Origin of the sequence: Streptantibioticus cattleyicolor NRRL 8057 = DSM 46488 (assembly GCF_000240165.1) — a bacterium.
Classification (GTDB): Bacteria; Actinomycetota; Actinomycetes; order Streptomycetales; family Streptomycetaceae; genus Streptantibioticus; species Streptantibioticus cattleyicolor.
The window spans coordinates 340,609-366,750 of record NC_017586.1 but is presented as its reverse complement, the minus strand read 5'-3'; the positions used below and the strand labels follow the sequence as shown (position 1 = coordinate 366,750).

The following is a 26,142-nucleotide window of genomic DNA, read 5'->3' as shown; positions in this document are numbered from 1 at the left end:
GGGGCCCGGGTCAGCCGTCGGCGCCGGGCAGTTGGCCGGTGCCGGAGTCGCCCGGCTGCTGGCCGCCCTGCTGGCTCTGGTCGCCGGGCTGGTTCTGCCCGCCGGGAAAGCCGGGCTTGGAGCCCTGGCCGACCTGGCCGCCGTTGCCCGGACCGCCGGGCGACTGCGGCAGTCTGGGCAGCCCCGGCAGCGTCGGCGCCGGCAGCCCGCTGCTGAGCACCAGGCTGGCGGCGAGGTTCACCGAGGACTGGATGACCGAGCGCACCGCGGTGCTGATCTTCTTGGTGTTCTTGGTGGCGGCTGCCTTCACCAGGGCGTCCAGCGAACTCTTGGTCTGGTTGGCGGCCTTCATCACCAGTTGGTTGGGGGGCGCGGCCACCCGGGTGGTGAAGGTGGACGTGGTGGTGGAGCCGGCGACGTTGTCCAGCGTCCGCTTGGCCTGCTGGGCCAGCGCGTTGAGCCTGGCGGTGTCGGGCCGCCCGGTCAGCGCGACCTTGAGCGTCTCGGCGACCTTGCTGACCGAGCCGAGGTTCTCCAACTGGCCGACCTGGGCCACCGGGTCGGCCGCCGGGGCCGGTGTGACGACCCGGGCGGTCTGGTGACCGCCGACGGCCGCGGTCGCCGTACCGAAGGCGCCGACCGCGACCGCGCCGGTCACGATGGTGGAGAGGAGGACACCGGTCTTCCGGGTCATTCGCATGGGTGTGGCTTCCTTCCGAGGTGACGGGAGGTGTCCCGCACCACACTCCGAGGGCCGGTCGCGGTGCGCAACTCATGGTGGGCCGAGCGTGACCACGGCCCGCCTTCGACGGCGTCGTCAGGCGTGCGCGGGCGGGTCCCCGCGCAGCGCGTGCACGTACAGCGCGACGATGTCGGCGGTGAAGTAGGGGCTGTAGGAGATGTCCGGGGTGTCACCGCCGGTGTGGTAGCCGCCGATCACCCCGATCAGCGCGTACCCGAACGGATCGCGCACCAGGAACGGCCCGCCGGAGGTGCCCCCGATGTAACCGGCGCAGGCGATCTCCAGGAAGTCACCGGGGGCGCCCGGATCGGTGCTGGTGTACTTGTGGGTGGACGAGGAGCAGTCCAGCGGTTCCGGGTGGCTGTCGCTGAACCCGGGGTAGCCGATCAGCCGCACGTCGTGGTGGTTGTAGCCGGTGTAGGGGAGCAGGTCGAAGCCGCCGGTGACCTCCTCCACCTGCCGTCCGTCGGCCCGGGGCGCCAGCCGCTCGACGGAGAAGTCCCACCGGGCGCCCTTGCCGGTGCCCAGGTCGTAGTAGCGCTGGTCGAGGTAGATGGCGTCGACCGGGAAGACCCCGAACGGCTTGAGCCCGTCGTGGTACTGGGGCACGAAGGTGAAGTCGCGTTTGGGGTCGGGGTTGCGCAGGCAGTGGCCGGCGCTGACCACCAGGTCGCGGCCGGGGCTGCGGACCACGGTGGCGCCGCAGAACCGGCCGGTGTTGTGGCCGTCGGTCCAGAAGAAGGTGCCCACCTGCGGCAGTCCGGGGAACGGGTGGCTCGGCGGCACCGGGTCGGTGTGCGGTGCCGCGGCGGTGCGGCGGTCGTCCGGCACCGGCCGCGCCGCCTCCATGCGGGCGGCCGTCCAGTAGGCGTCCAGTTGCCGGGCGCGTCCCCCCGGCGGCGCGGCGGCGTGGGCCGCGGGAGCGGTCAGCAGGGACAGGACGGTCAGCAGCGCCGCCGGGAGGGCGGCGGTCAGCAGACGTGAAACGGTCGATCGGCGCATCGGCGTCGGCCTTTCCGGAAGGCGGAAAACGCGGGACCGGGGACGAACGGCATCACCGTGCCATCGTGCGGCCAACACCGGGTGAGTGACGAGTGGTCGGCACACGAAGATACCGGGTCGTAACGGGAGACTCCGGAACCGCCCCGGATGGTGTGACCGCACGTCACCTCCGGGCCCGTCGCGCCGGGTGGACGCGCCCCCACTGCCGGCCCGCGCGCCGGTGTGCCGACGGGCGCTCCGCGCGGCTGATGTTGTGTCAGACCGCGCGGGAACGAAGACGGCCCCCGGGGTCAGCCGGGGGCCGGTTTCGTCAGGTGCGGGGGGATCCCCGCGGGATCAGTCGTCGAAGTCGATGACGGTGAACCAGTTGAAGCTGCCGAAGTGGTCGTGGTGCTCGCGGCACTCACGCTCGCGGCGGCACTCGCGGCGGCCGTAGCCGTAGTCGTCGTCACGGCCGTAGCCCTCGCCACGGCTGTAGCCCTCGCCACGGCCGTAGCCCTCGCCACGGCCGTAGTCGTCGTTACCCCAGTTGTCGTAGCCTCGACCCCAGTCGTCGTTACCCCAGTTGTCACCACCCCAGTTGTCGTTGTGGTGGGACTGCCCGTGGTGGTGGCAGCGGTCGTGGGCCTGGGCGGTGCCGGCCAGCGGCGCGAGGGCGGCAACCGACAGGAAGGCGACAGCGGCGCCTCGGGCAAGAGTCTTCTTCACGATCGATCTCCTCGATCCGTGCGAATGGGACATGGGTGACGTTATGGACGGTTGCCGGGGTCTGTCGCGCCAATTCGCGGCAAGGTGCTCCATCGGAGGCCGGAAGTTGCTCCATCGGGGAGGTGTCCGCCGCAGCACGCTGAGCCGCCCGGGTGTCGGCGTGCCGCGAGCGGGGTGTTGACGTGTCGCCGGGTGTCGGGGGAGGGGTCGGCGGGGCGGCCCCACTGGGCCGGGCGGGTGCGGTATTCACCTGTTCGAGGGGCGCCCCGCTACGCCACCCCGGGCTGATGCGTTGTTCAGGGTCCTCGCGTCCGGTGCGCCGGAGCGGGGGGTCGCTGTTCCTCGTGTGTGAAAGGACTTCCCAGTATGTCGCGTATCGCCAAGGCCCTCATGGTCACCGCGGCGGCGGGTGCCGCAGTCTCCGCCTCGGCCGGCGGGGCCTTCGCCAGCGCCGGAGCCAAGGGGGCCGCGGCCAACTCGCCCGGTGTCATCTCCGGCAACACCGTCCAGATCCCGGTGCAGGTCCCGATCAACCTGTGCGGTGACAGCATCGACATCATCGGCCTGCTCAACCCGACCTTCGGCAACACCTGCGTCAACACCTGAGGCCGTACCCGGGCACGGTCCGGTGCGTGATGGGGTGTCACCGGATCGGACACCGCGGCGCCCACTCGTCGTCAGGCGGCGGGTGGGCGCCGTCGTGCGTGGGCCAAGCGGTGCCTTCACGGCGTTGCGGGAGCTTCCGGACGGGAATTGTTAGGACTCTTGACAGTTAGTTGGTCTAGTCCAACCATGGTCGGCACCGCGGTCCCCCCATGCGTCCCCCACCCCCTGCCCGGGAGCGTCCATGAGACCTGCCAGACCCGTACGTGCCGCACTGACCGCCCTGGCCACGGCCGCCGCCTCGGCGGGCCTGCTGGTCACCGGTGGCGGCGCCGCGCACGCCGCCACCCCGCTGCCCGCCCATGTCTTCGCCCCCTACTTCGAGGCGTACAACGGCGACAGCCCGGCCGCCCTCGCCTCGGCCTCCGGCGCCAAATACCTGACCATGGCCTTCATCCAGGCCGCCAGCAAGGGCTCGTGCACCCCCTACTGGAACGGCGACACCGGAAAACCCATCGCCTCCTCCTCGTTCGGCAGCGACATCTCCGCCATCAAGGCGTCCGGCGGTGACGTCATACCGTCCTTCGGCGGCTACACCGCGGACAACACCGGCACCGAGATCGCCGACAGCTGCACCGACGTGGCCTCCATAGCCGCCGCCTACGAGAAGGTCATCACCACCTACGACATCTCCCGCATCGACCTCGACACCGAGGACAACTCGCTGACCAACAGCGCCGGGATCGACCGCCGCAACAAGGCCATCAAGCAGGTCGAGGACTGGGCCGCCGCCAACGGACGCAACGTCCAGTTCTCCTACACCCTGCCGACCACCACCAGCGGCCTCGCCGACAGCGGACTCGCCGTGCTGCGCAACGCCGTCTCCAACGGCGCCCGCATCGACGTCGTCAACATCATGACGTTCGACTACTACGACGGCGCCACCCACGAGATGGCCACCGACACCGAGAACGCCGCCTCCGGGCTCCACGACCAGCTCGCCTCCCTCTACCCGGGCCGCAGCGACGCCCAGTTGTGGGGGATGATCGGCGTCACCGAGATGCCCGGCATCGACGACTACGGCGCGGCCGAGACGTTCACCACCGCCGACGCCACCACCGTCTACAACTGGGCCGTCGGCAAGGGCATCAACACCCTGTCGTTCTGGGCGCTCCAGCGGGACAACGGCGGCTGCCCCGGCACCGGCGGCTCGGACACCTGCTCGGGGGTCGCGCAGAGCCAGTGGCAGTTCAGCCACACCTTCGAGCCGTTCACCGGGGGCGGCGGGCCGGTCAGCAACGACTTCGCGCTGTCGGCCGCGCCGTCGGCCGGATCGGTGGCCCCCGGCGGCACCGCCACCGCGGCCATCGCCACCTCGGTGACCGCGGGCTCCGCGCAGACCGTCGCCCTGACCGCGAGCGGCGCCCCCTCCGGCGTCACCGTCTCCCTCAGCCCCGCCTCGGTCACCGCGGGCGGCAGCGCCACGCTGACCGCCAAGGTCGCCTCCTCGGTGCCGGCCGGCACCTACCCGGTCACCGTCACCGGCACGGCGCCCTCCGGCAGCCACACCACCACCTACACCCTGACCGTCACCGGCTCCTCCGGCGGCTCCGGCTCGCTGGTCAACGGTGACTTCGAGACCGGCTCCCTCGCCCCGTGGTCCTGCCAGAGCGGCGGCACCGTGGTCACCAGCCCCACGCACTCCGGCGGCCACGCCCTCCAGGCCACGGCCACCAGCGGTCAGACCGGTGAGTGCGACCAGACGCTCACCCTCAAGCCCAACACCAGCTACACCCTCACCGGCTGGGTCCAGGGCGCCTACGCCTACCTCGGGGTCAGCGGCGGCGCCACCGCCAGCACCTGGACCTCCTCCACCGGCTGGTCGAAGCTGACCGTGCCCTTCACCACCGGCTCCTCCGGCACCGTCACCGTCTACGTGCACGGCTGGTACGGCCAGGGCAACGTCTACGCCGACGACCTGTCGCTGAACTGACCGGTGGTACGCACAAGGCCGGGGCCCGCGGGGAAGGGCTCCCGCGGGCCCCGGCCCGTTCCCGGCTCAGGCGTCCGGATGCGGGCGCCGCGGGCAGGAGTTGGGCGGGTGGCAACCGTCCGGAACGGCGCCGGCCAGGCCGCCGCCACCCCGGGTGCGCCACGTGCGCCGGGCCCACGGGGCCGCGATGGCCAGCACCGCGGCGACCGTCGAGAAGGCCAGTGCCGTCCCCGCCGGCCCGGTCGTCTTCCTCTGCGTCGGCTCCATCGTCGTCCTCCACGTCTTCACGTCCGAAGGTCCGGCCACGCCTGGCGCGCGACCGTGACCATGGTCGGGCCGGCCGTGTCCCAAGGGCACGGGGCACCGGTCACAACTTGGTGCGGCTCACCCCCCCCGGACGCAAGCGGCAGCACCGCCCGGACCGTGGTGCCCCGGCCGGCCGGCCCCGGTGACAACTCCAACGAGCCGCCGAGCTCCTCGGCACGCTCGGCCATCGACCGCAGCCCCAGCCCCCGGCCCCGTCCGGCCGCCCCCGGCAGCCCGTCCCCGTCGTCGGCGACCTCCACCGCCACCGTCGCCCCCGCCACCGCCACCGTCAGCCGGGCGGTGGCGGCCCCGGCGTGGCGCACCACGTTGTGCAGCGCCTCGGCGGCGATCCGGTAGACCGCGACCTCCACCGCGGGCGGCAGCGGCGGCAGCGGATCGGGGCGGAAGACGCATCCGGTGCGCAGCGCGCCCCCGCACAACCCACGGGCCACCTGACGCAACGCCTCGGTGAGCCCCTCGCGGTCCAGCGCCCCCGGGGCCAGCCCGTCGGTGATCCGCCGCAACTCCCGTACGGCGTCGGCGATCCCGTCCGAGACCGCCACCAGCGCCCCGGCCACCTCGGTGCCTTCCGGGACCGCGGCACGCACGGTGTCCACCTGGAGGCGCAGCCCGGACAGCGCGGGGCCGAGACCGTCGTGGAGATCGTGACGCAGCCGCCGCCGCGCCTCCTCCCGGGCCACCACCAGCCGTTCCCGGCTCGCCTGCAACTCCTCGTACAGCCGCAGCGAGGCGATCGCCGGCGCCGCCTGACCGGCCAGGAACCGCAGCAGGTCGCGGTCCTGCTCGTCCAGCACCGGCTCGCCGGGGCGGGGCGCGGCCAGCAACGTGCCGATCACGGCGCCCTCGTAGACCAGCGGGAACGCCGTCCACCCCGCCGCCGGCGCCCCGCCCGAACCGGCCGCCACCCGCGCGCCCTCACTGGTCGCCACCGTCACCCGGGCGGCGGCCAGCCGCAGCGTGCCCACCACCGTCCCGCACAGCAACTCCGGCGCCTCCCGGGGGCTCACCGCCCGGCCCAGCCGCTCGGCCAGCTCCCGCACCACCTGGTACGGGTGGGCGCGCTCGCCGTAGTAGAAACGGTCCACCACCCGCGCCGCCCACCGCGCCGAGGACCGCAGCGCCACCCCGATCAGCAGCGCGGCGCACGCCAGCGCCAGCGCACCCGGGGTGCGCGCCCCCGGCAGCGTCAGCGAGAGCGCCAGCGCCAGCGCGGAACCCAGCGCCACCAGCGCCGTCGTCAGCAGTATCACCGACAGCGCGCGCCGCGCCGAACGGCTCAGGTGCCACGAACGGTCCCGGGCGAACGCGTAACCGAGCGCCAGCGGCCACACCGCGGCGTCCGCGTAGTACAGCGCCCGCGCCGGGGTGCCGCGCAACCCGAGGTAGAAGCCGAAGAAGATGACCACGATCCACAGCAGATACGGCAACAGCAGCGCGCCCTTGGGCCGTTCACCCTTGGGACACCGCGGCCAGCGCACCGCCATGGTGCCCAGCGTGACCGCCACCACCAGCGGCGGCACCACGTCCAGCGCGCCGGCCCCCAGCCACGGCGTCAGGGTGCCGGCGAGCGCCGCCCAGGGCGCCCGGGTCAGCGGGTTGGGCACCCCGTACCAGGCGTGTTCGGTGGCGCCGTCGTAGAACTGCTGGAGCACGCTCCACGCCGCCACCGCCACCGCCAGCGCCACGCCCCAGCGGCGGCCCGGCAGCCGACCGCCGGGCAGCCACAGCGGCAGCGCGAAGAGCGCGAAGACCATGGTGATGTCCCCGGCCGCGGTGGCCACCGCCAGCGGCGCGTCGAGCCCGGGGCCGGCCCCGGCGGCGGTCGCCAGCACCGCGGCGGCGTGCGGCAGCAGCTTGGCGCAGGCCGCGGCGAGCAGCAGCCGCCCCACCGCGCTGCCCCGCCGGTGCGCCAGGCTCACGGTGCCGGAGAGCGCGAAGCCGACCGCCAGCAGGATCTCCACCCCCAGCGAGGCGAACGGCACCCCGGCCGTCCGCGGCGCCCCGGCGCGCACCAGCACCGTGGCCACCCAGGCGAAGGCGCCCAGCAGGGCGGCGCCGCAGCCCGCGCAGGCCGCGCCGAGTCCGGCCGGGCGGAAGGCGCCCGGCAGTTCCGCGTTGGTCGGGGGTGCGCTCATCCGGCCCTCCTCGCCGTGTCCGGTGGCCCGCCGCCACCACAGGGCGGACGGGCGGCCGGACACCCCCCGTAAGCGTCCGGCCGTCCCGGCGGCCCGGGCGCCCGGAGCGGGACCGCCGCGGGCCGCGCACTTCGGCGGCGCCGTTCCGCCATCGTCCGGCCCCCCTCGTCCCAAGCGCATGGGGCGCCGGTCCCCAACCGGTCCCGGCCCGGCCGGGGGCCGGTCAGCGGTCGCCCAGGCCCACGTCACGGGCCAGGGCCACCGCCTCGGCCCGGGTCGCCACGTGGAGCTTCTCGAAGATCCGGGTGACGTGGTTGCGCACCGTCTTCTCGGCGACGACCAGCTCGCGCGCGATACGCCGGTTGTCGTAGCCCCGGGCGACCAGGTCGAGCACCTCGCTCTCCCGGGCGGTGAGCGCCGGGAAGAGCCGTTCCGCGCTGCGTCGGCGCTCACCGGCCAGCAGGGCGGCGATCCGCTCGGCGGTGCCCTTGCCGAAGACCGCCCCGCCGGCCGCCACCGTGCGCACCGCGGAGAGCACCTCCTCCCGGCCGGCCCCCTTGACCAGGTAGCCGCGGGCGCCCGCCTGGAGCGCTGCCAGCAGGCTGCCGTCGTCGTCGGACATGGTCAGCATCAGCACCGGCAGCCCCGGGTCGGCGGCCACCAGCCGCCGGGTCACCTCGATGCCGGAGGCGTCCGGCAGCGTCAGGTCCATCACCACCACGTCCGGCCCGTGCCGGGCGACCGCGTCGGCCACCGCGCCCGCCGTCTCCGCCTCCGCGACCACCCGGATGTCCGGTGTGCTCTCCAGCGCCGCCCGCAGACCCGAACGGAACAGCGGGTGATCGTCGACGATCACCACCTTCACCACGGCCGCAGCTTCCTCGCCACCCACGGGAAGCCATGCTAATGGTGACAGGGCGCTCACTGAGCGCGATCGGACGAGGTGGACCCGGTGCTTCCGCGACGGCCAGGCCCCCGTGACCGCGGGCCGGCCCCGGCCACGCGGCGGCGGACGGCCGGCACCACACCGGTCCCAGGGCAACGAGCACGAGGGGCGGCATTGAGCGAATCAGCCGACGGCAGCGAGGAAGACGGCCCGGAACGCCCCGGTCCGCCCGCCCCCGGCGCGAAGCCCCCACCGGCGTCCGCGCCGGCGTCCCCGGCGGGGGGCGACGGCGCCGACGACGACACGGCCGGCGACCCCGCCCCCGTCCCCGCCCGGCGCCGCCGGGTGCTGCGCGCCGTCACCGTCGCGGGGTGCCTGTTCACCCTGTTGGTGGTCGGCATCGGCGCGCTGGTCTACGAGGACCTGAGCGGCAACCTGCGCGGGCTGCCGCTGTTCGGCGGCACCACCGGGGACGCCGGCCGGGAGCGGCCCGACGCCTTCGGGCGCACCCCGGTCAACGTCCTGGTGATCGGCTCCGACACCCGGGCCACCGCCGACGACTGCGCCATCGGCGGCGACTGCGGGCCGGGGGAGAACGCCGACGTCGAGATGGTGGTCCACCTCGCCGCCGACCGCGCCGGCGCCACCGTGCTCAGCGTGCCCCGGGACACCGTCACCGACCTGCCGGCCTGCCGGGACGCGCACGCCGGCACCGTGGTGCCCGCCCACCACGGACAGCTCAACTCCACGCTCCAGTACGGCCCCGGGTGCACGGTGGCCGCCGTCCACCAGCTCACCGGCATCCCCATCGACCACTTCCTGATGGTGGACTTCGCCGGGGTGGTGCGGCTGTCGGACGTCGCCGGAGGGGTGCCGGTCTGCGTCAGCGACGATGTCTACGACCCCTACTCGCACCTGAAGCTGACCCGGGGCGAGCACGTGCTCAAGGGCATGGCGGTGCTCCAGTTCGTCAGGTCCCGGCACGCCTTCGGGGACGGCAGCGACCTGGGCCGCACCTACGCCCAGCACCTGTATCTGGCGGCGCTGGTGCGCACCTTGAAGGCGGCCGGGACGCTGAGCAGGCCCGCCACCGTCTACTCGCTCGCCGACGCCGCCACCCGGGCGCTGACCGTCGACACCGGCCTGGACAGCCTGCACAAGCTGCTCGGGCTCGCCGACGACATCGACAAGGTGCCGCCCTCCCGGGTCACCTTCGTCACCATGCAGAGCGTCCCGGACCCCGGAGACCCCGACCGGGTGCTGGTCGCGCCGGCCGCCCGGAAGCTGTTCGAGGCGATCGCGGCCGACCGTCCGCTCACCCCGGCCGGGGCCGCCCGCCCCGCCGCCGGTCCGGCCCCGCCGCCTGCCCGGCCCGCCGTGACGCCGTCCGCCACGGTCGCGCGCGCCGGTGGGCTGCCGGTCTTCCGGCCCGGTGTCGTCGCGCCCGCCTCCTCCGCCCCGCCGGTCGCCGCCTCGTCCTCGGTGCCGGCCCCGGCGTCCGCGTCGGCCTCCCCCGCCTCCTCCGCCTCCGCCTCGCCCGACGCCGGTTCGCCGCTCGCCGACGCCCACCCGCGCAGCGCCGACCAGGGCGGGGAGTGCGCCCAGGTGAGCCGGTTCCCGACGGTCCTGCTGGGCGGCGTCGCCATGACACCCGTTCAGGCGTACGCGGCCAGTCGCGGCGTACCGCTGTCGGCCCCCTGACCCGGCGGGGCGGTGGCGGCTGACGCTCACTCAAACGGCGTACGCCGGGCGCCCGCGACGGGGTCGCCCGGCGGCCTCCGACGAGTTGCCGCTGTCCGATACATCACATAGTTCTTCTTATGCGGCATTGACCACCTAATGTCGCCCCACTTCCGCCATCCAGGACGAAGCGGGCCTCAACAGAAGGTAGGAAGACATGCAGGCCAAAAAGCTGGTAACCGCCATTGCCGTGGCCGGTGCGGCCGTCATAGCCGGCGCGCCGGTCGCCGCCGCGCACGACGGGTGGGACGTCCACGTCGTGCCGCACGAGGCCAAGCCGGGCGAGACCGTCCAGGTCTACGACGGCGACCGGTGCCACAGCGAGTACGCGTCGGCCTGGTCGGAGGCGTTCACCGGGGAGGCGCGGCTGGAGCGGGCCCGTCACGGGCTCGGCGGTGAGGCCCGGATCGCCGACGTCAAGCCGGGCGAGTACAAGGTCGTCGTCAAGTGCGGCCGGCACCACGACGGCGGCCACGGCTACGACCACGGCCGCGACCACGGGTACGACCACGGCTGGAACGGCGGCAGCCACGACCGCGACGACCACGGCCGCGAGCACGGCCGGGACCACGACCACGGCCGCGACAACGGGTGGGACGGGGGCCGGGACGAGGGCCGGGAGCACGGCGGCCGGGAGCACGGCCGGGACAACTGGTGGGACGGCGGCCGGGACGAGGGCCGCGACCACGGCGGCCGGGAGCACGGCCGCGACCACGGGCGGGACGACGACCGGGAGGACGGCCACGGCTGGAACGCCCCCGAGACCCGCTGGCACGACAAGGTCCTCTACGGCACCGTCCGGGTGCTGGCCAAGCCGCCCAAGGGCCCGGTCCACGCCGGTGGCGGTGGCGCCAGCACGGTGAACACCGCGGAGATCGTCGCCGGCACCGCGTTGCTGGCCACCGCGGCGGCGGGTACCGGTGCACTCGTCGTCCGGCGCCGCCGTGACGGCGACTCCGTCTGACGCCACGACATCGCGCACGCCGGGCCCCGGGTACGCGTCACCCGGGGCCGCGGCACGCCCGGAACCGGTGGCCGGGCGAGCCCTCGTGCCCGGCCGAGGTCAACAGGCCGCCGGATTCAGCCTGTTGTCACCAGGTCACCGGCAGCACGTCCAGCCCCTGGATGACGTCCCCGGCGCGGACCGGCAGCTCCTCGGCCGGCACCGTCGTCCGCAGCCCGGGGAGCCGGGTGAACAGCGTGGTGAGCGCGATCTCCAACTCGGCGCGGGCCAGGTTCTGGCCGAGGCACTGATGGACCCCGAAGCCGAACGCCACGTGATGGCGGGCACCCCGGCGCACGTCGAGCGCGTCCGGCTCCGGGAACGCGCCCGGATCCCGGTTGATCTCCGACGTGGCCAGAAACACCCCGTCCCCGGCGCGTATCGTCACCCCGGCCACCTCGATGTCGGCGGTGGCGACCCGGGCCATACCGTCGGCTATCGACAAGAACCGCAGCAACTCCTCGACGGTGTCCGGGATCACGCCCGGGTCCGTCCGCACGGCGGCGAGCTGCTCGGGGTGCTCCAGCAGCGTCAGGGTGCCCAGCGAGATCATGTTGGCGGTGGTCTCGTGCCCCGCCACCAGCAACAGCAGCGCCATGCTGACCAGTTCGTCCTCGGTGAGGTGACCGGGCTCCAGCTGCTCGGCGACGAGTTCGTCGAGGAGGCCGTCGCCCGGCCGGCTCCGTCTGGCCCGCACCAGGTCGCGCAGGTAGCCGTTGAGGTCCTGGCGGGCGCTCTCCACGTCCTCGGCGCGCGGCCCGCGCAGCAGCTGCCGCGAGCGTCCCTCGAAGAACTCGTGGTCGGCGTAGGGCACCCCGAGCAGCAGGCAGATCACCGTGGAGGGCACCGGCAGCGCGAAGGAGGCCACCAGATCGGCCGGGGGACCCTGGGCCACCATCGCGTCCAGCGCCTCGTCGACCACCCGCTGGATCCGCGGGCGCAGGGCGGCCGTCCGCTTCACCGTGAAGCTGGGGATCAGCATCCGGCGCTGCACCCCGTGCTCCGGCTCGTCGACCCCGAGCAGCGGGCTGCGCACCCGGCGGATGAGTTCCGCGAGCCGGGGGGCGATCACCGGGAAGCGCGGATTCTGCCGGTCGGCCGAGAGCCTGGGGTCGGTCAGCAGCGCCCGGGCCTGCGCGTGCCCGGTCACCAGCCACACCAACCGGCCGTCGTACAGCCGCACCTGGCCGACCGGGCCCGTCTGCCGCACGTCCCGGTAACCGGCCGGCGGGTGGTAGGGACAGGTACGGGCCTGTGGGAAAGGAAGCGCCTGCGACTGCTGGGTCGTCAGGGCATCGGTCACGATCCATGCACCTCCGTCGGTTCCGCACACTCGTCCCCGCCGGCCAGTGCACACCAAGCCTTCCGCAAAACGTGACTGGTAGTTGAGCCATTCATGGCGCCTTCCGAGCCGTGGGTGGCTAGCGTGGGACGCCGCCGGACCCGCGGCCCCGGGACGTTTCGCGGACCGCGACCGTGGCGACCGGCGGGCCCGGCCGGGCATGCTGCGGGGAGCACCCGACGAGAGCAGGAAGAGGGGGACGGTGTGGGAACGGCCTTCGCGCTCCCGCTGATCGGCGTGGCCTTCGCCGTCGCGGCGCCGAGGATCCTGGGCCGCGCCAGCTGGCAGGACCGCGAACCGGTCGTCGCGCTGTGGGTGTGGCAGTGCGTGGTCGCCGCCGTGCTGTTGTGCTTCGCGCTGTCGCTGCTGGTCACCGGCGCCGCGCTGTGGGCGCCGCTGCGCACCGGGCTCTTCGAGTCCGCCCCGCGCGGGGTCCAGGAGTCCTACGGGCTGGCCGCCGGCGGGGTGTGGCGCGGGGTGCTGGCCGCGGTGCTGATCACGGCGGCGGTCCACGTCGTGCTCCACCTGTTCCGCGAGGCGCATCTCGCCCGGATCAGCCGGCGCCGCCGCTACCAGGCGCTGCGGGCCGCCGCCCCGCCGCTGCCGCCCGGCGCGGTGCCCCGGCAGCGCGGCCGTCGCGGCGACGACGACCTGCTGGTGCTGGAGGGCTCACGGCCCGAGGCGTGGTCGCTGACCATGCCGCTGCGTCCGCCGCGCGTGGTGGTCTCCACCGGGGCGATGCGCCGGCTCGGCCCGGAGCAACTGCGTGCCGTGCTCGCCCACGAACGCGCCCATGCCCGCGCCCGCCACCATCTGCTGCTGCGTTCCGCGGGCGCGCTGGCCACCGCGTTCCCCTCGGCCGAACTCTTCACCGCCTACGCCCGCACCTCGGCCCGGCTGGTGGAGCTGGCCGCCGACGACGCCGCCGCGCAACGCCACGGCAGCCTGGCCACCGCGCTGGCGCTGATCGACCTCAACGACGGCCGGTTCGGCCCCCCACGCCCCAGGCCGCCCGCCGCGTGGGCACCCGGCTCCCCGCCGCCGCCCCCGGTCGAGCAGGTCGCCGAACGGGTCGACCGGCTGCTGACCGGGCCGCCCCGGCTGCGGCCCGTGCAGCGGCTCCACCTCACCGCCGTGGGGCTGCTGATCGCCCTGGTGCCGGTGCTGGTGGCGCTGGCCCCCGGGCTGGACGCGGTGCTCACGGCGGCCGGGCGCGGCTGACGCCGGGCGGCCCACCCGGGTTGTCGGTGTCCGGCGCCGCGCTTACGGTGGCGGACAGTTGGCCCGGCCCGGCTGCCGCCGGACCACCGACGGAGGCCCCATGAGCGACCCGACCACCTCCGGCACCCCGGTGACCGGCACGGACGATCCGGTGCGACTGCTGGCCCGGGCGCTGGACCGGATGGCCGCGGTGCTGGACGGCGTACGCCCCGACCAGCTCGGGCTGCCCACCCCGTGCCTGACCTGGGACGTGGGCACCCTCGCCGACCACGTGGTGCACGACCTCGCCCCGTTCACCGCGGTCGCCCGGGGCGAGCGCCCCGACTGGACCGCCCCGGTGCCCGCCACCGGACCCGACCGGGCCCCCGTCTTCCGGACCGGCGCCGCCCGGCTCCTCGCCGCCTGGCGCGCGGCCGGCGACCTGACCGGCACCGTCCGGCTCCCGGTGGTCGGCACCGTCCCCGCCCGCTTCCCGGTCGACCAGCAGATCACCGAATTCACCGTGCACGCCTGGGACTTGAGGCGCGCCACCGACGGCACGGCGCCACTCGACGACGAGGTGGCCGAGGCCGCCCTGCGCTGGGCCCGCACCGCGCTGCGCGACGAGTTCCGCGGCCGCGAGGTGGAGGGCAAGGCGTTCGGCCCCGAACAGCCGGCCCCGCCCGGGGCCTCCGCGTCCGACCGGCTGGCCGCGTTCACCGGCCGCCGCGTCGGCTGACCCGCGGGCCCCTCGTCACGGCGTGAGCAGCACCTTCACCGTGCCGTCCCGCTTGGCCTGGAACGTCTCGTAGCCGTGCGGCGCGTCCTCCAGCGCCATGGTGTGGGTGGCGAACCCCTCGACGCCCAGCGGATCGGCGTCGGTGAGCAGCGGGAGGATGTCGTCCACCCAGCGGTGCACGTTGGCCTGGCCCATCCGCAGCTGGATCTGCTTGTCGAACATGGTCAGCATCGGCAGCGGATCGGCGGCGCCGCCGTAGACCCCGCTGAGCGAGACGGTGCCGCCGCGCCGGACGATGTCGATGGCGGCGTACAGCGCGTGCAGCCGGTCCACCCCGGCGCGCTCCATCAGCTTGCGGGCGACCGCGCTGGGCATCAGCCCGGTGAGCTGCTGGGCGAACTTGGCGGCCGGCGCGCCGTGCGCCTCCATGCCCACCGCGTCGATCACCGCGTCCGGGCCGCGTCCGTCGGTCATCCCCCGGACGACCTCGGCGAGGTCCTTGTCGTGGGCGTTGAGGTCGACCGTCTCCGCCCCGCGTTCCGCGGCCCTGGCCAGCCGTTCGGGCACCAGGTCCACCCCGATCACCCGCCCGGCGCCCCGGTGCAGCGCGATCCGCACCGCCATGTCGCCGATCGGGCCGAGCCCCAGCACCGCCACGCTCCCGCCGGGCGGTACGGCGGCGTACTCCACCGCCTGCCAGGCCGTGGGCAGCACGTCGGACAGGTACACGTACCGCTCGTCCGGCGGACCCTCGGGCACCTTGACCGGCAGCGTGTTGCCAAACGGCACCCGCAGGTACTGCGCCTGGCCGCCGGGGACCTGGCCGTAGAGCTTGGTGTAGCCGAAGAGCGCGGCGCCGGTGCCGCGCTCGTGCACCTGGGTGGTCTCGCACTGCGAGTGCAGTCCGCGCTCGCACATGAAGCAGGTGCCGCACGAGACGTTGAACGGCACCACCACCCGGTCCCCGGGGCGCACCGCGGTGACCTCGGGGCCGGTCTCCTCGACGATACCCATCGGCTCGTGGCCCAGGATGTCCCCGGGGTCGATGAAGGGGCCCATCACCTCGTACAGATGGAGATCGGAGCCGCAGATGCCGGTGGTCGTCACCCGGACGATCACGTCGGTGGGCTCCTCGATCTTCGGGTCGGGCACCGTGTCGACGCGCACGTCCCGCCGTCCGTGCCAGGTCACAGCCCGCATGGTCGCCTCCTTCGCAGTTCTCCCCGGTCCGGGTGTCCGTGGCCCGGGGGAGGGAAACCCGCGATCGGGACGCGGGGTGGCGGTGGACGTCGTCAGGTGTGGTCCGGCTCCGCCACGGCGGCGTCAGGGGCGGTGTGGGTGCCCGCGTGGCCGAGGGGGACGACGTGGACGTGGGCGTCGGTGGGTGTGACCTCCACGCGGTCGCCCACATGAAGAGGGAGGGCTCCCGCTGTCCATGGGTACCTTCCGGCGGCCCTGGCCCGGGTCGTGGTGGACGTGCCGTCCGCGGAGGTGGCGGTGAGTTCCATGTCCTTGTAGGAGCCGAGGGACACGACGAAGCCGTCCTCGGGGCGTTCGCGGCGCCGGTGAGCGGCGTGCCGAAGAGGGCGGCCGGGCCGCCGGTGATGGAGAGGCCGTGTGCGGTCTCCGTCCCCCGCGCCACCCGCAGGTCCGCGATCTCCAGGCGGGAGTCCGCGTCGCCGCTGGTGACGTCGCCGGTCACGGTGACCGTCCCGGTCTCCACGTGTCCGGCGGCCCGGATGGCGCCCGCCACGCAGGCGCCGTCCACCTTCGCCGCGCCCGAGACCTCGACGGTCCCGGAGACGGTGAGCGCCGCGGGTACGGACAGGCTGAGGTCGCCCCGGAGCGCGTCCGTCCTCAGACCCGGCAGTTCGGGGGTGTCCACGGTGACGGTCACCGTGTGGTACTGGGTCGCTCCGCCGGTCGAGGTCCGGAGGGTGAACACGGTGTCGCGGGTGAGGGGTTCGGTGGTGTGCGGGAGGGTGACCGGCTGCCCGTGCGGCGCCCGGTCGGTGAACAGGGTGTGGGGGCCGGACGGACCGTCCCCGTAGAGGACGACGGACTCGCCGTGGGAGACCCGGGTCGCGGGCGGCAGACTGCGGGCGTCGCCGGGGACGTTGCGGCGGGCGCTGAACGGGGTGCCGGAGTGCGGGGACATGGGAGGGACCTCCTGGGCGGCGGGGGTTGGGGGACGGTCCTGGCGTGCGGTCGTCACAGTCCGAGGGCGAACCAGTAGAAGCGCACCTCGCCCTCCCCGACGTCGCCTTCCACCGCCCAGGACATCCGCGTGTCGGCGTGGACCGGGGCGACGAGCGCGCCGTCCCCGTTCCTGGTGGTGGTGCGGAAGGTGGGCTTACCGGTGACGGCCAGGTGGACGGGCCCGCGTGTGCCCCGCGCGGTGGCGACGAGCAGCCCGTCGGTGTCCGCGACGCGGGTCCCGCCGGAGGAGGACAGCTCCTCGCGGCCCGCTCGCATCATCCGCACGGTCCCGGTGGCCGTGAGGCCCCCGGTCGCCGCGAGCGTGCCCGCGGCCAGCGCGTCGACGTCCAGCGGGGCGGGGGCGGTCACGGTGCCGGCGTAGTCGAGGGAGGCGCCGCTCAGCGCGGAAGCGGTCAGCGGCCCCGAGGCGGTCAGGGAGCCCACCACGTCCAGGCCTGCCGCGATGTCCAGGTCGCCGCCCAGGGTCAGCGACGCGGCGGGCGGCGAAGTGGGCAGCGCGATCTCCTGCGGTCCCGCGGAGGCCCGCACGACGCGCACCTCGGGGTGGCCGGGGACGTCCACGGCCACCGTCACCGTGTCGTAGCGGCTCACGGTCTCGCCGCCCGCCTCGGAGACCGTCTGGAGGGTGAACGTGGTGTCCTGGGTGAGCGGCCCGCACACCACACGGTCCGCTCCGTCCGGCACCGGGTCGCCGCGGTCGCTGTCCCGCCAGTGCAGGGTACGGGCCAGCCCCGGTGCGGCGGTGAAGGCGACCTCGACGCTCGCCCCGTGTGCGACGCGCACGACCGGCGCGTCCCCCTCCTCGTGGCCGGGCGCGAACACCGCGAGGTTGGTGCCCGGCTGGGGCCTGGTGCGGACTCCGGCCGGGAACTTGGGCATCCGGAGGGTGACCGACCGCTCGGCGGGTTCCTGGCCCTGCGGTGCGGCGGTCTCGACGACGTGCGGATAGGCCACGCCCACCTCGTCGTTGAGCGGCACCGGGGCGAGGACGAAGCGCAGCGTCTGCTGCGCGATGTCGGCGAACCCCTGGTCGGGCACGAAGGTGAAGCGGGCGAACTTGTTGGTGTGGACCGGTTCCCGGGCGCTCCAGCCCTCCGGCACCGAGACCACCCCGACGGCCGAGCCGTCGGCGACCAGGTCCTTGGCGCGCGAGCCGGCGGGGATCTGAAGGGCGATGGCCGTGCACCGGACGATGGTCCAACCGCCGTTGGTGACCAGGAGGTTGAGCGTGGGGTCCGCGTTGTCGGAGGAGCCGGCCTGCGGCGGGTCCGGTTCGAAGTAGAGCGTGTGCGTGAGCAGGGTGCCGGCGGGCGTAGCCATCGGTGACCTTCCGGTGTGTCGGGGCGTGGCTGGCGGATGTGGGGGATCGCGGCTCAGCTGGGGGTCATTGGGAAGCCGCCCGTGCCGAACGGGATCCAGAACACGCGCTGGAAGCCGACGTGTGTGCTGGCCACGCCCCCGGTCTGCACCGTGTCTCCGCGCAGCAACGGAAGGAACAGGGCCCCGTACTCCTCCTTCCTTTCGACGCCGGCTGCGGTCTTCCGCTCGCCACCGACGCCGTTGACCACGACCTCCAGGTCGGCAGCCGTCAGGTAGGGGTTGGGGGGCGTGAGATGTCCGGCGTACAGGCCGTCCGTCCCGGCCGAGCACTTCCAGCCGCTGCTGATCGTCGCGGTTTCGGGGGTGCCGAACATCTGGACCCGCTCGTGCGCGGTGAGGTCGCCGGTGCTGACGTGTCCGGCGACGACCTCGCCGTCCGACCTCAGGCGTCCGCCGGTGGTGAGGGCGCCGTCGAGCGTGGCGCCACCGGACGTCCGGAGGGGGCCGGACGCGGTCGCCTCTCCCGTGGCGCGCAGTTCGCCCGCGCCGAGCGTGCCCTCGACGCTCAGGGCGCCGTTCACCGAGAACGACCCGGTGATGTCGAACGCCACCCTCCCCTCGCGCGGGGTGAGCGGGCCGGTCAGGGTGAGTCCGTCGCAGGTCGGCGAGTCCACCTGCACCGTCACGCTCTCGTCGCTGATCGCTCCCGTGGCGGTGTCCGTGGTGCGCAGGGTGAAGACGGCCGGGCGGAGCAGTGGCGCGCTGTCCAGCCGGGCCCGGTCGGTCACGTCCAGGCCCTCGCGCGGATCGTGCGGGCCCGCGTCCTCGGGCAGGAAGTCCCCGAACAGGCGCCTGGTCACCCCCTGCCGGTCCTGCCAGCGCAAGGTGACCGGCGAACCCGCCGCGACGAGGGTGGCCGGTGCGGTGTCCGCGCCGCTGCCGGAGTACCGGTGGGCGGAGAAGCGGTTGGGGGACCCGGCCTCCACGGCGGGCCGGAAGGGTGCCTTGGCGTTCTCCAGCCGGACCGGCGCCCCGCCCCGCGTCCCGGCCGCGCCACCGAGCGGCACGGCGTTCTCCGCCACGTCGATCCAGGTACCGCCGACGGCGCGGGCGATGCCCAGGTTCCGCAGACGCACCAGGAAGCCGTCGTCGAAGACATAGCCCGAGCCGGCGGCGGTCAGGGTGATCCGGACGCGGCCCGTCACCGTCTCCACCGTCACGGTCCAGTAGCTGTCGGAGGGAACGGCTTCGATGCCGTCCGCGCTCGACACCAGCGCTTGCGCTTCGTCCCCGAGCGGGAGTTCCACGGTCAGTTCGCCGCACAGCACTTGCTCGCCGGGTGCCGCGCAGACGACGAGGGTCACGTCGGCGCGGGTGAGCGCCCCGGTGGCGGGGCTGGCCATGAGGGGGTAGGGCGTGCTGGTGAGGGCGTAGTCGAGCAGGCCCTGGCCGAGGACGTACGAGGGGACGGGCAGTTCGTCGTCCGTGCGGACGGCCGGTGGGGTGCGGGTCATGCGGGCTCCGTGACGGGTGCGGGCGGTCGGGTCGGGGCGGTGCGTGGGCGGTGCTTGGGCGGGCGACGGTCAGCTCTCGTCGCCGGGGGCGGAGTGCGGGGCGCGCTTGACGATCGAGATGGTGTGCGACGCCGCGCTCCAGGGGCCGGCCGGGGCGGTGCCCGCGAGTTCGTCGACGTGCACGACGGTGGTGCCCGGATCGCGGTTCACGCGGATGCCGCGCAACTCGACGACCAGGCTCGGGGTCGGGGCCCGGGCCGAACCGAAGGGTGAGGGTTCGAACCGGGCCGCACCGCTGTCCGGCACGGCGATCAGGACGTCGTCCTGCACGGCGGTCACGGTCCAGGTGGCGGGGATCGCCTGCGCGGTGATGCCCGCGCCGAACCGCGCGAACTGGGCGGCGCCGGCACCGACCGGCAGGCGGATGGTGAGCTGCGGGCAGTAGACGGGGCCGGGGGTGTGGTTGGTGACGGTGATCCGCAGGTCGCACACGGCGAGTTCACCGTCGGGGCGGCTCGCGTACACCTGCTCCGGAACGGTGGTGTGCAGATAGCCGAGCCGGGTGGCACCGGTGGTGGCCGCACCGCCGGTCTGCTGCTGCGGGGCGGTCATGACGTCCTCCGTGTTTCCAGGCGGCGTATCGCCGGGGACCGGTCGGGCTCGGTCATCGGGTGTCCTCCTGCGGCGCGGCGGGGTGCAACTGGAGCCAGCCGGTACGCAGTTCGGGGCGGGGGGCGGGCAGGTCGGGCGCCGTGCTCGCGGACCGGGTGGGGTGGCTGCGCCAGCCGCCGTCCGCTGTCCGCTGCTCCCAGGTCCAGGTGCCGTGGCGCCCCGAGGGCACGGGCAGCGCCAGTTGCGGCGCGTCGCCGCGGGCGTCCCCTTCCACCCGGCTGGGCAGCACCGGCATCGGGCCGAACCGGAACGCGGCGGTCAGCGCGGCCAGCGGCTCCTCGAAGGCGCCCGACGGGAGCAGCAGGGCGGCCGTCGGCAGGATGCCGGTGGTGGCGTGCACGGTGCCGTACGGGTCCATCAGCAAGGTCAGCTCTGTCGTGCTGCCGGACGTGTGCTCGTGCGGCGGGCGCGCGGACACGGCGAGCCCGGTGCCGGTCCCGATGGGACGCAGATAGCCGCCGGGGTCCTCCAGATCCGCGAGGTCGTCGGTGTCCAGCACCGTGTGCAGCGTTCCGTAGTCCCGCTCGTGGACGTAGGCCAGGAGCCCGTCGCCCAGGTCGTCCCGCTCGCCGAGCCGGACCGGCCAGCGGTGGGTGGTGAGCGCGGACGGCTCCGGGTCGAGGAGGTTGCGCCAGGCCGGGTCGTAGTGGGCCGGGCCGTCCAGGTCGATGCGGACCCGGGCGCGCACCAGCGCCAGCGGCCGGCCCAGCAGCCCCAGCGACCAGGAGAAGCCCAACCGCGGGACCTGTGGGTAGTGTCCGGGCGGCTCGTAGCCGGGGTGGTAGCCGCCCGCGGTGAGCGCGAAGTCACCGGCGTGCGGGCTGTCGCCGAACCACATGGTGTACGCGAAGCCGCCGGTGAGTGAGCAGTTGGGGTCGATGACGTACGAGTCGTACAGCTGGGCACCGGCCTCGAAGGCGCCGCGCGCGGAACTGTGGACGATCCGCAGTTCCAGCTTGATCTGCGCGTACGCCCGCCCCTTCCTGGGGAACGCGGCGCGCGCGGTGCCGAGCAGGGCCAGCGTCAGCGTGTCGCCCGCCTCCAGGAGCGCCAGCAGCCGCCCGGTGATGAACTCGAAGGAGGTGAAGTCGATCCCGGCCGCCAGCCACAGCTGCCCCGGCTCGGAACTCACCCACTCGCCGGACAGGCGGTCCAGCATCTCCATCGGATTCTCGGGCAGGTTGCCGTCGAGCCCGGACATCAGGGGGAACCGCTCGACCTCCCCGGCGCCGGGGACGCGGACGGAGCTGTTGAACCCGAACCCGGCGGCCAACCCGCGCACCCGGAACGGCGGCGGCCCGCCCAGCGCCATCGTGCCCCGGCCGAAGACGAACAGCGAGGGCATGCCGTCGCGGCGCCGCTGGTACGCGCCGACCACGGTCAGACCGAGCTGCGGAAGCTGCACCACCAGCATGCCGCCCACCATCAGCTCGTAGCCCTCCGGCGGCGGGACACGGTTCACCAGCGCGCCGGAGACGAGCAGCGGCGGCCTGGCGAACTCGACGCCCAGCCCGCCCAGTCGGGTCCGTACCGGGAACCCCTCCGCGTCCAGGTCCGCGCCGAGCGCCAGCCCGGACACCGACAGGCTGATCCCGGAGGCGGTGAACTCCCCGTCCACCATGAGCCAGACGGTCCCGGCCTCGTAGGAGGCGCCGATCCGCCGGACGTGCAGCGGGCCGAAGACGCGGCCCAGCTCCACCCACGCGCCGGGCCGGTCCCCTTGCGACGGGGCGCCGGACACGGTGGCGGGTCTTCCGCCCGGTGCGGCGGGGAGCGCCGGGGGAGTCGCGCCGGACGGGCTCCTCCCGCCCACCGGCAGGCTCAGCAGCCCGGCGTCCAGCCCCGGCGCCGTGTACTCCAGGGCCAGCCACACCCCGCCGGGCAGCCCGCCCTCCGCCTTGTCCAGCACGGGGAACGGCGTCCCGCCCGCGGCCTCGTTCAGCTCGGCCAGCAGCGGCCCCGGGACGGGCGCGGAGGAGGCCACCGGCGCACCGCGCGCACGGCCAGTTCGGCCCCGGCGGGCAGCAGGCCGGACAGCAGGGGGAGTTGGGAGAGCCCCAGGCCCACCGCGACCACCGCCTGGAGCGCCCACAGCGGCTTGCCCAGCGCGTCCCGTACGGACGCCACGGTGAAGGTCAGCCGCTCGGTGCTCGCCGTGACCACGGTCCGCCCGGCGCCGGCGTCATAGGCCAGGGTGAGCGCGCGAAGCGCGGGGCGGAGCGCGGCCGGCAGCGCGTCCTCCAACTCGCCGAGCCCGTCCAGGCCGAGTGCGGCCAGCGCCGTGAGCACGGGGACCGGTTCGCCGTCGGACGTCCACGAGGCGGTCAGCCGGGTGCCGTCGCCACCGGTGCCCAGCTCCACGTCGAAGCTCATCGGGTACGGCTCGCCGTCACCGAGGTCCACCGCCACGTCGAGGGTGGCGCTGAACTCCACGGTCCGCTTGCCGCCCCCGTCGCGCCCGACCGCGGCCCGGAGCGCGAAGGCGGCAGCCGGGGTGGTCTCGCCCAGCGGCAGGGCGCCGGAGCACCGGAACTCCCCGCCGCCGGTGTGGTCGAAGGCCAGCGAGACCTCGGACAGTTCGAGTCCGGCGACGGCCTCGGGAAGCCGGGTCCCGAACGTGTCCGCGAACCAGTCGGCGAAGCCCCGGAAGGAGATGTCGGTGACGGTGCCGGAGACGGACCAGGCACCACCGGCGTCCCGGGTTCCGCACACCACCATCTGGTCGTCCGCGCCGCCCAGCCGCAGGGTGCCGATCACGGTGGCGGCGGGCGTCCCCCCGCCCGTTCCGGACAGTTCCAGGATCAGCCCGGTCAACGCCAGCCCGTCGATGAACCCCCACTCCAGGTCCAGTCCGAGGGCCAGCAGGTAGTCGCGGGTGGCCGGATCGCAGTGGACGTAGCAGTACTCCAGCTCGGTCGCCGACCGGCTCAGCCCGTCGGGGAGTTCGTCGCCGATCAGGTCCAGTCCGCCCTCGGGCCGGTACACGGAGCCGGAGACAGCACCGCCGGGCACCGCCAGCCCGGCCTCCAGCTCCAGTGAGTTCCCCGCCCGCAATAGCGCCGCCAGTCCGCCGGAGACCCGCGGCGGCTCGTCGCCCCGCCCGGTCTCCGCCGTCAGCCAGCCGGAGAAGCCGTCCAGCACCAGCAGGCCGTCGATCAGCGTCCAGCCGCCCTCCGTGTCCAGCTCCACACCGACACCGGCCCGCGCGAACACGCCGCCGTCCCAGTGCAGTTCGGCGGTGGCGTCGGTGACGCGCAGCGAGGACAGCGCGGCGGCGACGGGGCCGGGAGCTGCCAACCGTCCACGGCGCCGGGGGCGAGGAACGGCAGCGCGGCCAGGCCCTCGGTGGACGTGAAGACGAGGCCGTCGCCGAACTCACCGACGGCCGTGGCCCGCCGGGGCCGCGCCCGCGCCCCGTCCGAGGGGTCCTCCGCGACCGGGAGGAATTTCACGTACGCCGGTACCCCCGGCGCGCCCTCCATACCGAGCGCCGCGGCCGGCAGCGCCATCGGCAGCACCTGGCCGTACCCGTCCGGCCGCGCGGAGAGCACCACCAGCGGGTCGGCGAACCCGCCTCGCTCCAGCACGCTCATGTCCTGCTGGAGGAACGGTGTGTCGACCGCCCAGCCCGGCCAGGTGACCGCGATCTCCAGACCGGTGACGTACGCCTCACCGCCACCGTCCTCGGCGCTGGAGAACCGTACGGACGCGGGCAGCCCCGACAGCTCTTCGGCGCCGCCGGCCAGCGTGCCGCGCACCAGCAGCCGTTCCGCGTCACCCGTGCCGTTCTCCAGCACCAGGTCGCCACCGAGCCAGTCCGCGAACAGGGGCTCGGCCTCGGGTACCGCGAGTTCGGCGGCGGACAGGACGAAGCCCCCCGCCGCCGCCCCGATCATCTCCTTCAGCCGCGCGGTGGACAGGCTCATACGGCGGTCTCCTTGCGGCCGAGCGCGGTGCTCACCTTCGGCGTCGGACCCCCGGACACCCGCTCCGCGAGGGCCTTGTTGCGTTCCAGGTAGTAGCCCCGGTGCTGGGCGACGTAACGCTCGACCTGCTCGCTGAAGGCCGCGTTCCCCGCGGGAGGCCGAGGCGTTGGCACCCACCTGGAGCTGCTGGAGAGTCGGCACGGGCAACGGGACCGGCACCTGGTCGGCGGCGAAGTTCCAGACCAGCGCGGCGCCCTGCTGGAGGTATCCGGGGATCTTGGAGTTCTCGGGTGCGGGGGGAGGCGGCTCGGTTCCCTCCCGGGCCTGGGCGATCAGCTTCTTGCGGTTGTTCTCCTTGTCGTTCTTGCGCTGGACCTGCTGGGCGAAGTCCTTCTTGGCGTTGGCGCCGCTGAACTGCTTGCGGGCGGCCTCGGCGAAGACGGAGAGCTTCTCGTTCACCAACGCGTCCACGGCCGCCACCGCGCCGACGCCCGACGCGAGCAGGAAGCGCTCGGCCTGCTGGTGCATGAGGGGTTTGACGACGAAGGTCTCCACCCAGCGGGCGCTGTTGACGAGCGCGTAGAGGTTGCTCGGCATGAGCAGGCTGACGGCCTTCTCGATCGGCCGGCCCATGGTGCCGAGCGTGAACAGGTCGAGCAGCGCGGTGACGCCCTTCTGCAGGGGCGCCTCCAGCGCGACGAGAACCGCCCAGGCCAGATCCTGTTTGTTGGCGACATCGAAGAGGAGCCTGCCGTTGGTGATGAAGCCGGCGGCGGTCGCGGTCTTCGGGTTGGTGACCACCTCACGGGTGAGCGTGGTCGGGTCCTTGAGCAGGTGGTGCTCCCAGTACAGGTCCTTGCCGACGTGCTGGCTGGACTCCCGGGAGGGCAGCCCCAACTCCTCGCTGACCGCCTTCTCGTTGAGCGTCCAGGCGCGGCGCCGCGCGGCCTCGGTGCGCACCATCCGCCGGGCCAGCTCACTCAAGCCGCTGTCGGAACCGGCCGCGGCGTGCAGGTCGATCACGAAGCGCGCCACCGTGTTCCCGGCCTCCTTCACGATCTGCGGCGCCCGGATCGGCTCCTGGCTGAGCACTCCGAAGTCGTCGAAACCGGACTGGATGTAGCGCAGCGGCGCCTCCGCCCCGAGCGCGAGCGCCTCCGAGAGCGCGGTCCGCACCGTGCGGTACTCCCACGGCTTCCAGGAGACCGGTACGTCCACCGGGCGGTCGTCGCTGGCCCCGGAGAGGATCCCGACCGCGCGGTTGAGGAGGTTGGCGAGAAGGACGTCGGGCCGCAACAGCATGCCCTCGGCCTGCAGGACACGGCCCCAGGGAAGGAGATGGCGGCCCATGCCCCTCGCCCGTCCCCGCAGTTGCGGTCGTTGCTCCTGCCCTTCGACGTCTGCTTCAGCGATCCGATCAGCCTCGTGACGTAGTTCCCGAAGCCGTCGTTCCCCGGCTGGTCGCCGGTCTGCCAGGGGAACCGCGGCTGCGTGAGGATCTTGCGGCCCAGGGCGCGCTCGTGCTCGTCCAGTCCGGCGTTGCTACGGCCGGTCAACAGGCCCCAGGTGTAGCCGAAGTCGACCGAACCGAGCGTGGCGGCGACGGCGATGCCGGGCTCGATCTCCCGGACGTTCACGGTCCTGGGGACACCCGGTTTCTTCGGATCGACACCGAAGTAGAGGGTTTTGGTGAGCGCTGTGGTGTCGTTCCGCGGGATGGGCACGTGTGCTTCCGGCACTGGGCTCGCTCCTGGGCATGACGATGCGGGGTAGGGGAAGCCGCGGTGCCGACATCAGGTGCCCGGCGCCGTGGGAATCATGGCTCAGCCACCCCACAGCCTGCACCGGATCACAGGAGACACAGTCCGCTGATCAAGGAATGTCCGAAAGAAGCCACTGGGACGAGGTGTTCCACGCCACCGCGACGAGCCGGTGCCTCCGTGCGGGCCACCCCGACCCCGAACTGGGCGGCCCCGCTGAAGAACCACAGCCCCGCCACCTTCCGCCCCGCCACCTTCCGCCCCGGCCACCGGAGCGGATCGGTGGCCGTCGAGCAACACCCTCGACGGC

At 74.1% G+C, this 26,142-nt stretch carries 20 protein-coding genes; 6 read left to right on the top strand and 14 right to left on the bottom strand.

All coding sequences use genetic code 11. The features are described 5' to 3' along the window. Positions 1-10 precede the first annotated feature (10 nt). From SCATT_RS01405 to SCATT_RS01395, 3 genes are all read right to left on the bottom strand, one after another. On the bottom strand, positions 11-700 hold the full coding sequence (locus SCATT_RS01405; protein ID WP_014141081.1) for a hypothetical protein: 690 nt from the start codon (positions 698-700) through the stop codon (positions 11-13). A 117-nt stretch (positions 701-817) separates the two neighbouring features. Then, on the bottom strand, positions 818-1,744 hold the full coding sequence (locus SCATT_RS01400) for a trypsin-like serine peptidase (protein WP_014141080.1): 927 nt from the start codon (positions 1,742-1,744) through the stop codon (positions 818-820). Positions 1,745-2,080: 336 nt separating this feature from the next. Beyond that, the gene (locus tag SCATT_RS01395; RefSeq protein WP_014141079.1) at positions 2,081-2,452 is read right to left on the bottom strand and encodes a hypothetical protein; all 372 of its coding nucleotides are present in this window, start codon (positions 2,450-2,452) and stop codon (positions 2,081-2,083) included. A 366-nt stretch (positions 2,453-2,818) separates the two neighbouring features. Between SCATT_RS01395 and SCATT_RS01390 the strand changes: the two genes are divergently transcribed. Together SCATT_RS01390 and SCATT_RS01385 are read left to right on the top strand one after the other, a co-directional pair. Then, complete coding sequence (locus SCATT_RS01390) at positions 2,819-3,058, top strand: chaplin (protein ID WP_014141078.1); 240 nt, start codon at positions 2,819-2,821, stop codon at positions 3,056-3,058. Positions 3,059-3,299: 241 nt separating this feature from the next. Next, positions 3,300-5,048, top strand: a complete 1,749-nt coding sequence (locus SCATT_RS01385; RefSeq protein ID WP_014141077.1) for a carbohydrate binding domain-containing protein — start codon at positions 3,300-3,302, stop codon at positions 5,046-5,048. A gap of 66 nt (positions 5,049-5,114) precedes the next feature. On the opposite strand, the gene SCATT_RS01380 is transcribed toward SCATT_RS01385, so the two are convergent. From SCATT_RS01380 to SCATT_RS01370, 3 genes are all read right to left on the bottom strand, one after another. Beyond that, entirely contained in the window at positions 5,115-5,315 is a 201-nt protein-coding gene (locus SCATT_RS01380) for a hypothetical protein (RefSeq protein ID WP_014627285.1), read from the bottom strand. Between the two features lie 17 nt (positions 5,316-5,332). Next, on the bottom strand, positions 5,333-7,510 hold the full coding sequence (locus SCATT_RS01375) for a sensor histidine kinase (RefSeq protein WP_014141076.1): 2,178 nt from the start codon (positions 7,508-7,510) through the stop codon (positions 5,333-5,335). Between the two features lie 223 nt (positions 7,511-7,733). Next, a complete protein-coding gene (locus SCATT_RS01370; RefSeq protein WP_014141075.1) occupies positions 7,734-8,402 on the bottom strand; it encodes a response regulator in 669 nt (222 codons plus the stop codon). A 168-nt stretch (positions 8,403-8,570) separates the two neighbouring features. Between SCATT_RS01370 and SCATT_RS01365 the strand changes: the two genes are divergently transcribed. Continuing rightward, positions 8,571-10,097, top strand: coding sequence for an LCP family protein (locus tag SCATT_RS01365; protein WP_014141074.1), 1,527 nt, complete (start codon positions 8,571-8,573; stop codon positions 10,095-10,097). A gap of 196 nt (positions 10,098-10,293) precedes the next feature. Beyond that, positions 10,294-11,100 (top strand): hypothetical protein, encoded by an 807-nt coding sequence (locus SCATT_RS01360; protein ID WP_014141073.1) that lies wholly within the window; start codon positions 10,294-10,296, stop codon positions 11,098-11,100. A 127-nt stretch (positions 11,101-11,227) separates the two neighbouring features. On the opposite strand, the gene SCATT_RS01355 is transcribed toward SCATT_RS01360, so the two are convergent. After that, the gene (locus SCATT_RS01355; RefSeq protein ID WP_014141072.1) at positions 11,228-12,442 is read right to left on the bottom strand and encodes a cytochrome P450; all 1,215 of its coding nucleotides are present in this window, start codon (positions 12,440-12,442) and stop codon (positions 11,228-11,230) included. Between the two features lie 243 nt (positions 12,443-12,685). Between SCATT_RS01355 and SCATT_RS01350 the strand changes: the two genes are divergently transcribed. Then, on the top strand, positions 12,686-13,702 hold the full coding sequence (locus SCATT_RS01350) for a M56 family metallopeptidase (protein WP_014141070.1): 1,017 nt from the start codon (positions 12,686-12,688) through the stop codon (positions 13,700-13,702). Between the two features lie 100 nt (positions 13,703-13,802). Beyond that, on the top strand, positions 13,803-14,420 hold the full coding sequence (locus tag SCATT_RS01345) for a TIGR03086 family metal-binding protein (protein ID WP_014141069.1): 618 nt from the start codon (positions 13,803-13,805) through the stop codon (positions 14,418-14,420). Positions 14,421-14,435: 15 nt separating this feature from the next. On the opposite strand, the gene SCATT_RS01340 is transcribed toward SCATT_RS01345, so the two are convergent. The 7 genes from SCATT_RS01340 to SCATT_RS01300 all read right to left on the bottom strand — a co-directional run bounded on the left by SCATT_RS01340 (position 14,436) and on the right by SCATT_RS01300 (position 25,374). Continuing rightward, entirely contained in the window at positions 14,436-15,620 is a 1,185-nt protein-coding gene (locus SCATT_RS01340; protein WP_014141068.1) for a zinc-dependent alcohol dehydrogenase, read from the bottom strand. A 1,011-nt stretch (positions 15,621-16,631) separates the two neighbouring features. After that, positions 16,632-17,960 carry a hypothetical protein gene (locus SCATT_RS01325; RefSeq protein ID WP_014141066.1) on the bottom strand — a complete coding sequence of 443 codons (1,329 nt, stop codon included), beginning with the start codon at positions 17,958-17,960 and terminating at the stop codon, positions 16,632-16,634. A gap of 53 nt (positions 17,961-18,013) precedes the next feature. Beyond that, positions 18,014-19,474, bottom strand: a complete 1,461-nt coding sequence (locus SCATT_RS01320) for a polymer-forming cytoskeletal protein (RefSeq protein ID WP_014141065.1) — start codon at positions 19,472-19,474, stop codon at positions 18,014-18,016. A gap of 69 nt (positions 19,475-19,543) precedes the next feature. Beyond that, positions 19,544-20,086 carry a hypothetical protein gene (locus tag SCATT_RS01315; RefSeq protein WP_014141064.1) on the bottom strand — a complete coding sequence of 181 codons (543 nt, stop codon included), beginning with the start codon at positions 20,084-20,086 and terminating at the stop codon, positions 19,544-19,546. A gap of 52 nt (positions 20,087-20,138) precedes the next feature. Beyond that, positions 20,139-22,130: a DUF6603 domain-containing protein gene (locus tag SCATT_RS01310; protein WP_014141063.1), complete on the bottom strand. Its 1,992-nt coding sequence runs from the start codon at positions 22,128-22,130 to the stop codon at positions 20,139-20,141. Continuing rightward, positions 22,085-23,287, bottom strand: coding sequence for a hypothetical protein (locus SCATT_RS40690; RefSeq protein WP_407696643.1), 1,203 nt, complete (start codon positions 23,285-23,287; stop codon positions 22,085-22,087). The genes SCATT_RS01310 and SCATT_RS40690 overlap by 46 nt, the downstream gene beginning before the upstream one ends. Positions 23,288-23,301: 14 nt before the next feature. Next, entirely contained in the window at positions 23,302-25,374 is a 2,073-nt protein-coding gene (locus SCATT_RS01300; RefSeq protein ID WP_239013292.1) for a hypothetical protein, read from the bottom strand. Positions 25,375-26,142 lie beyond the last annotated feature (768 nt).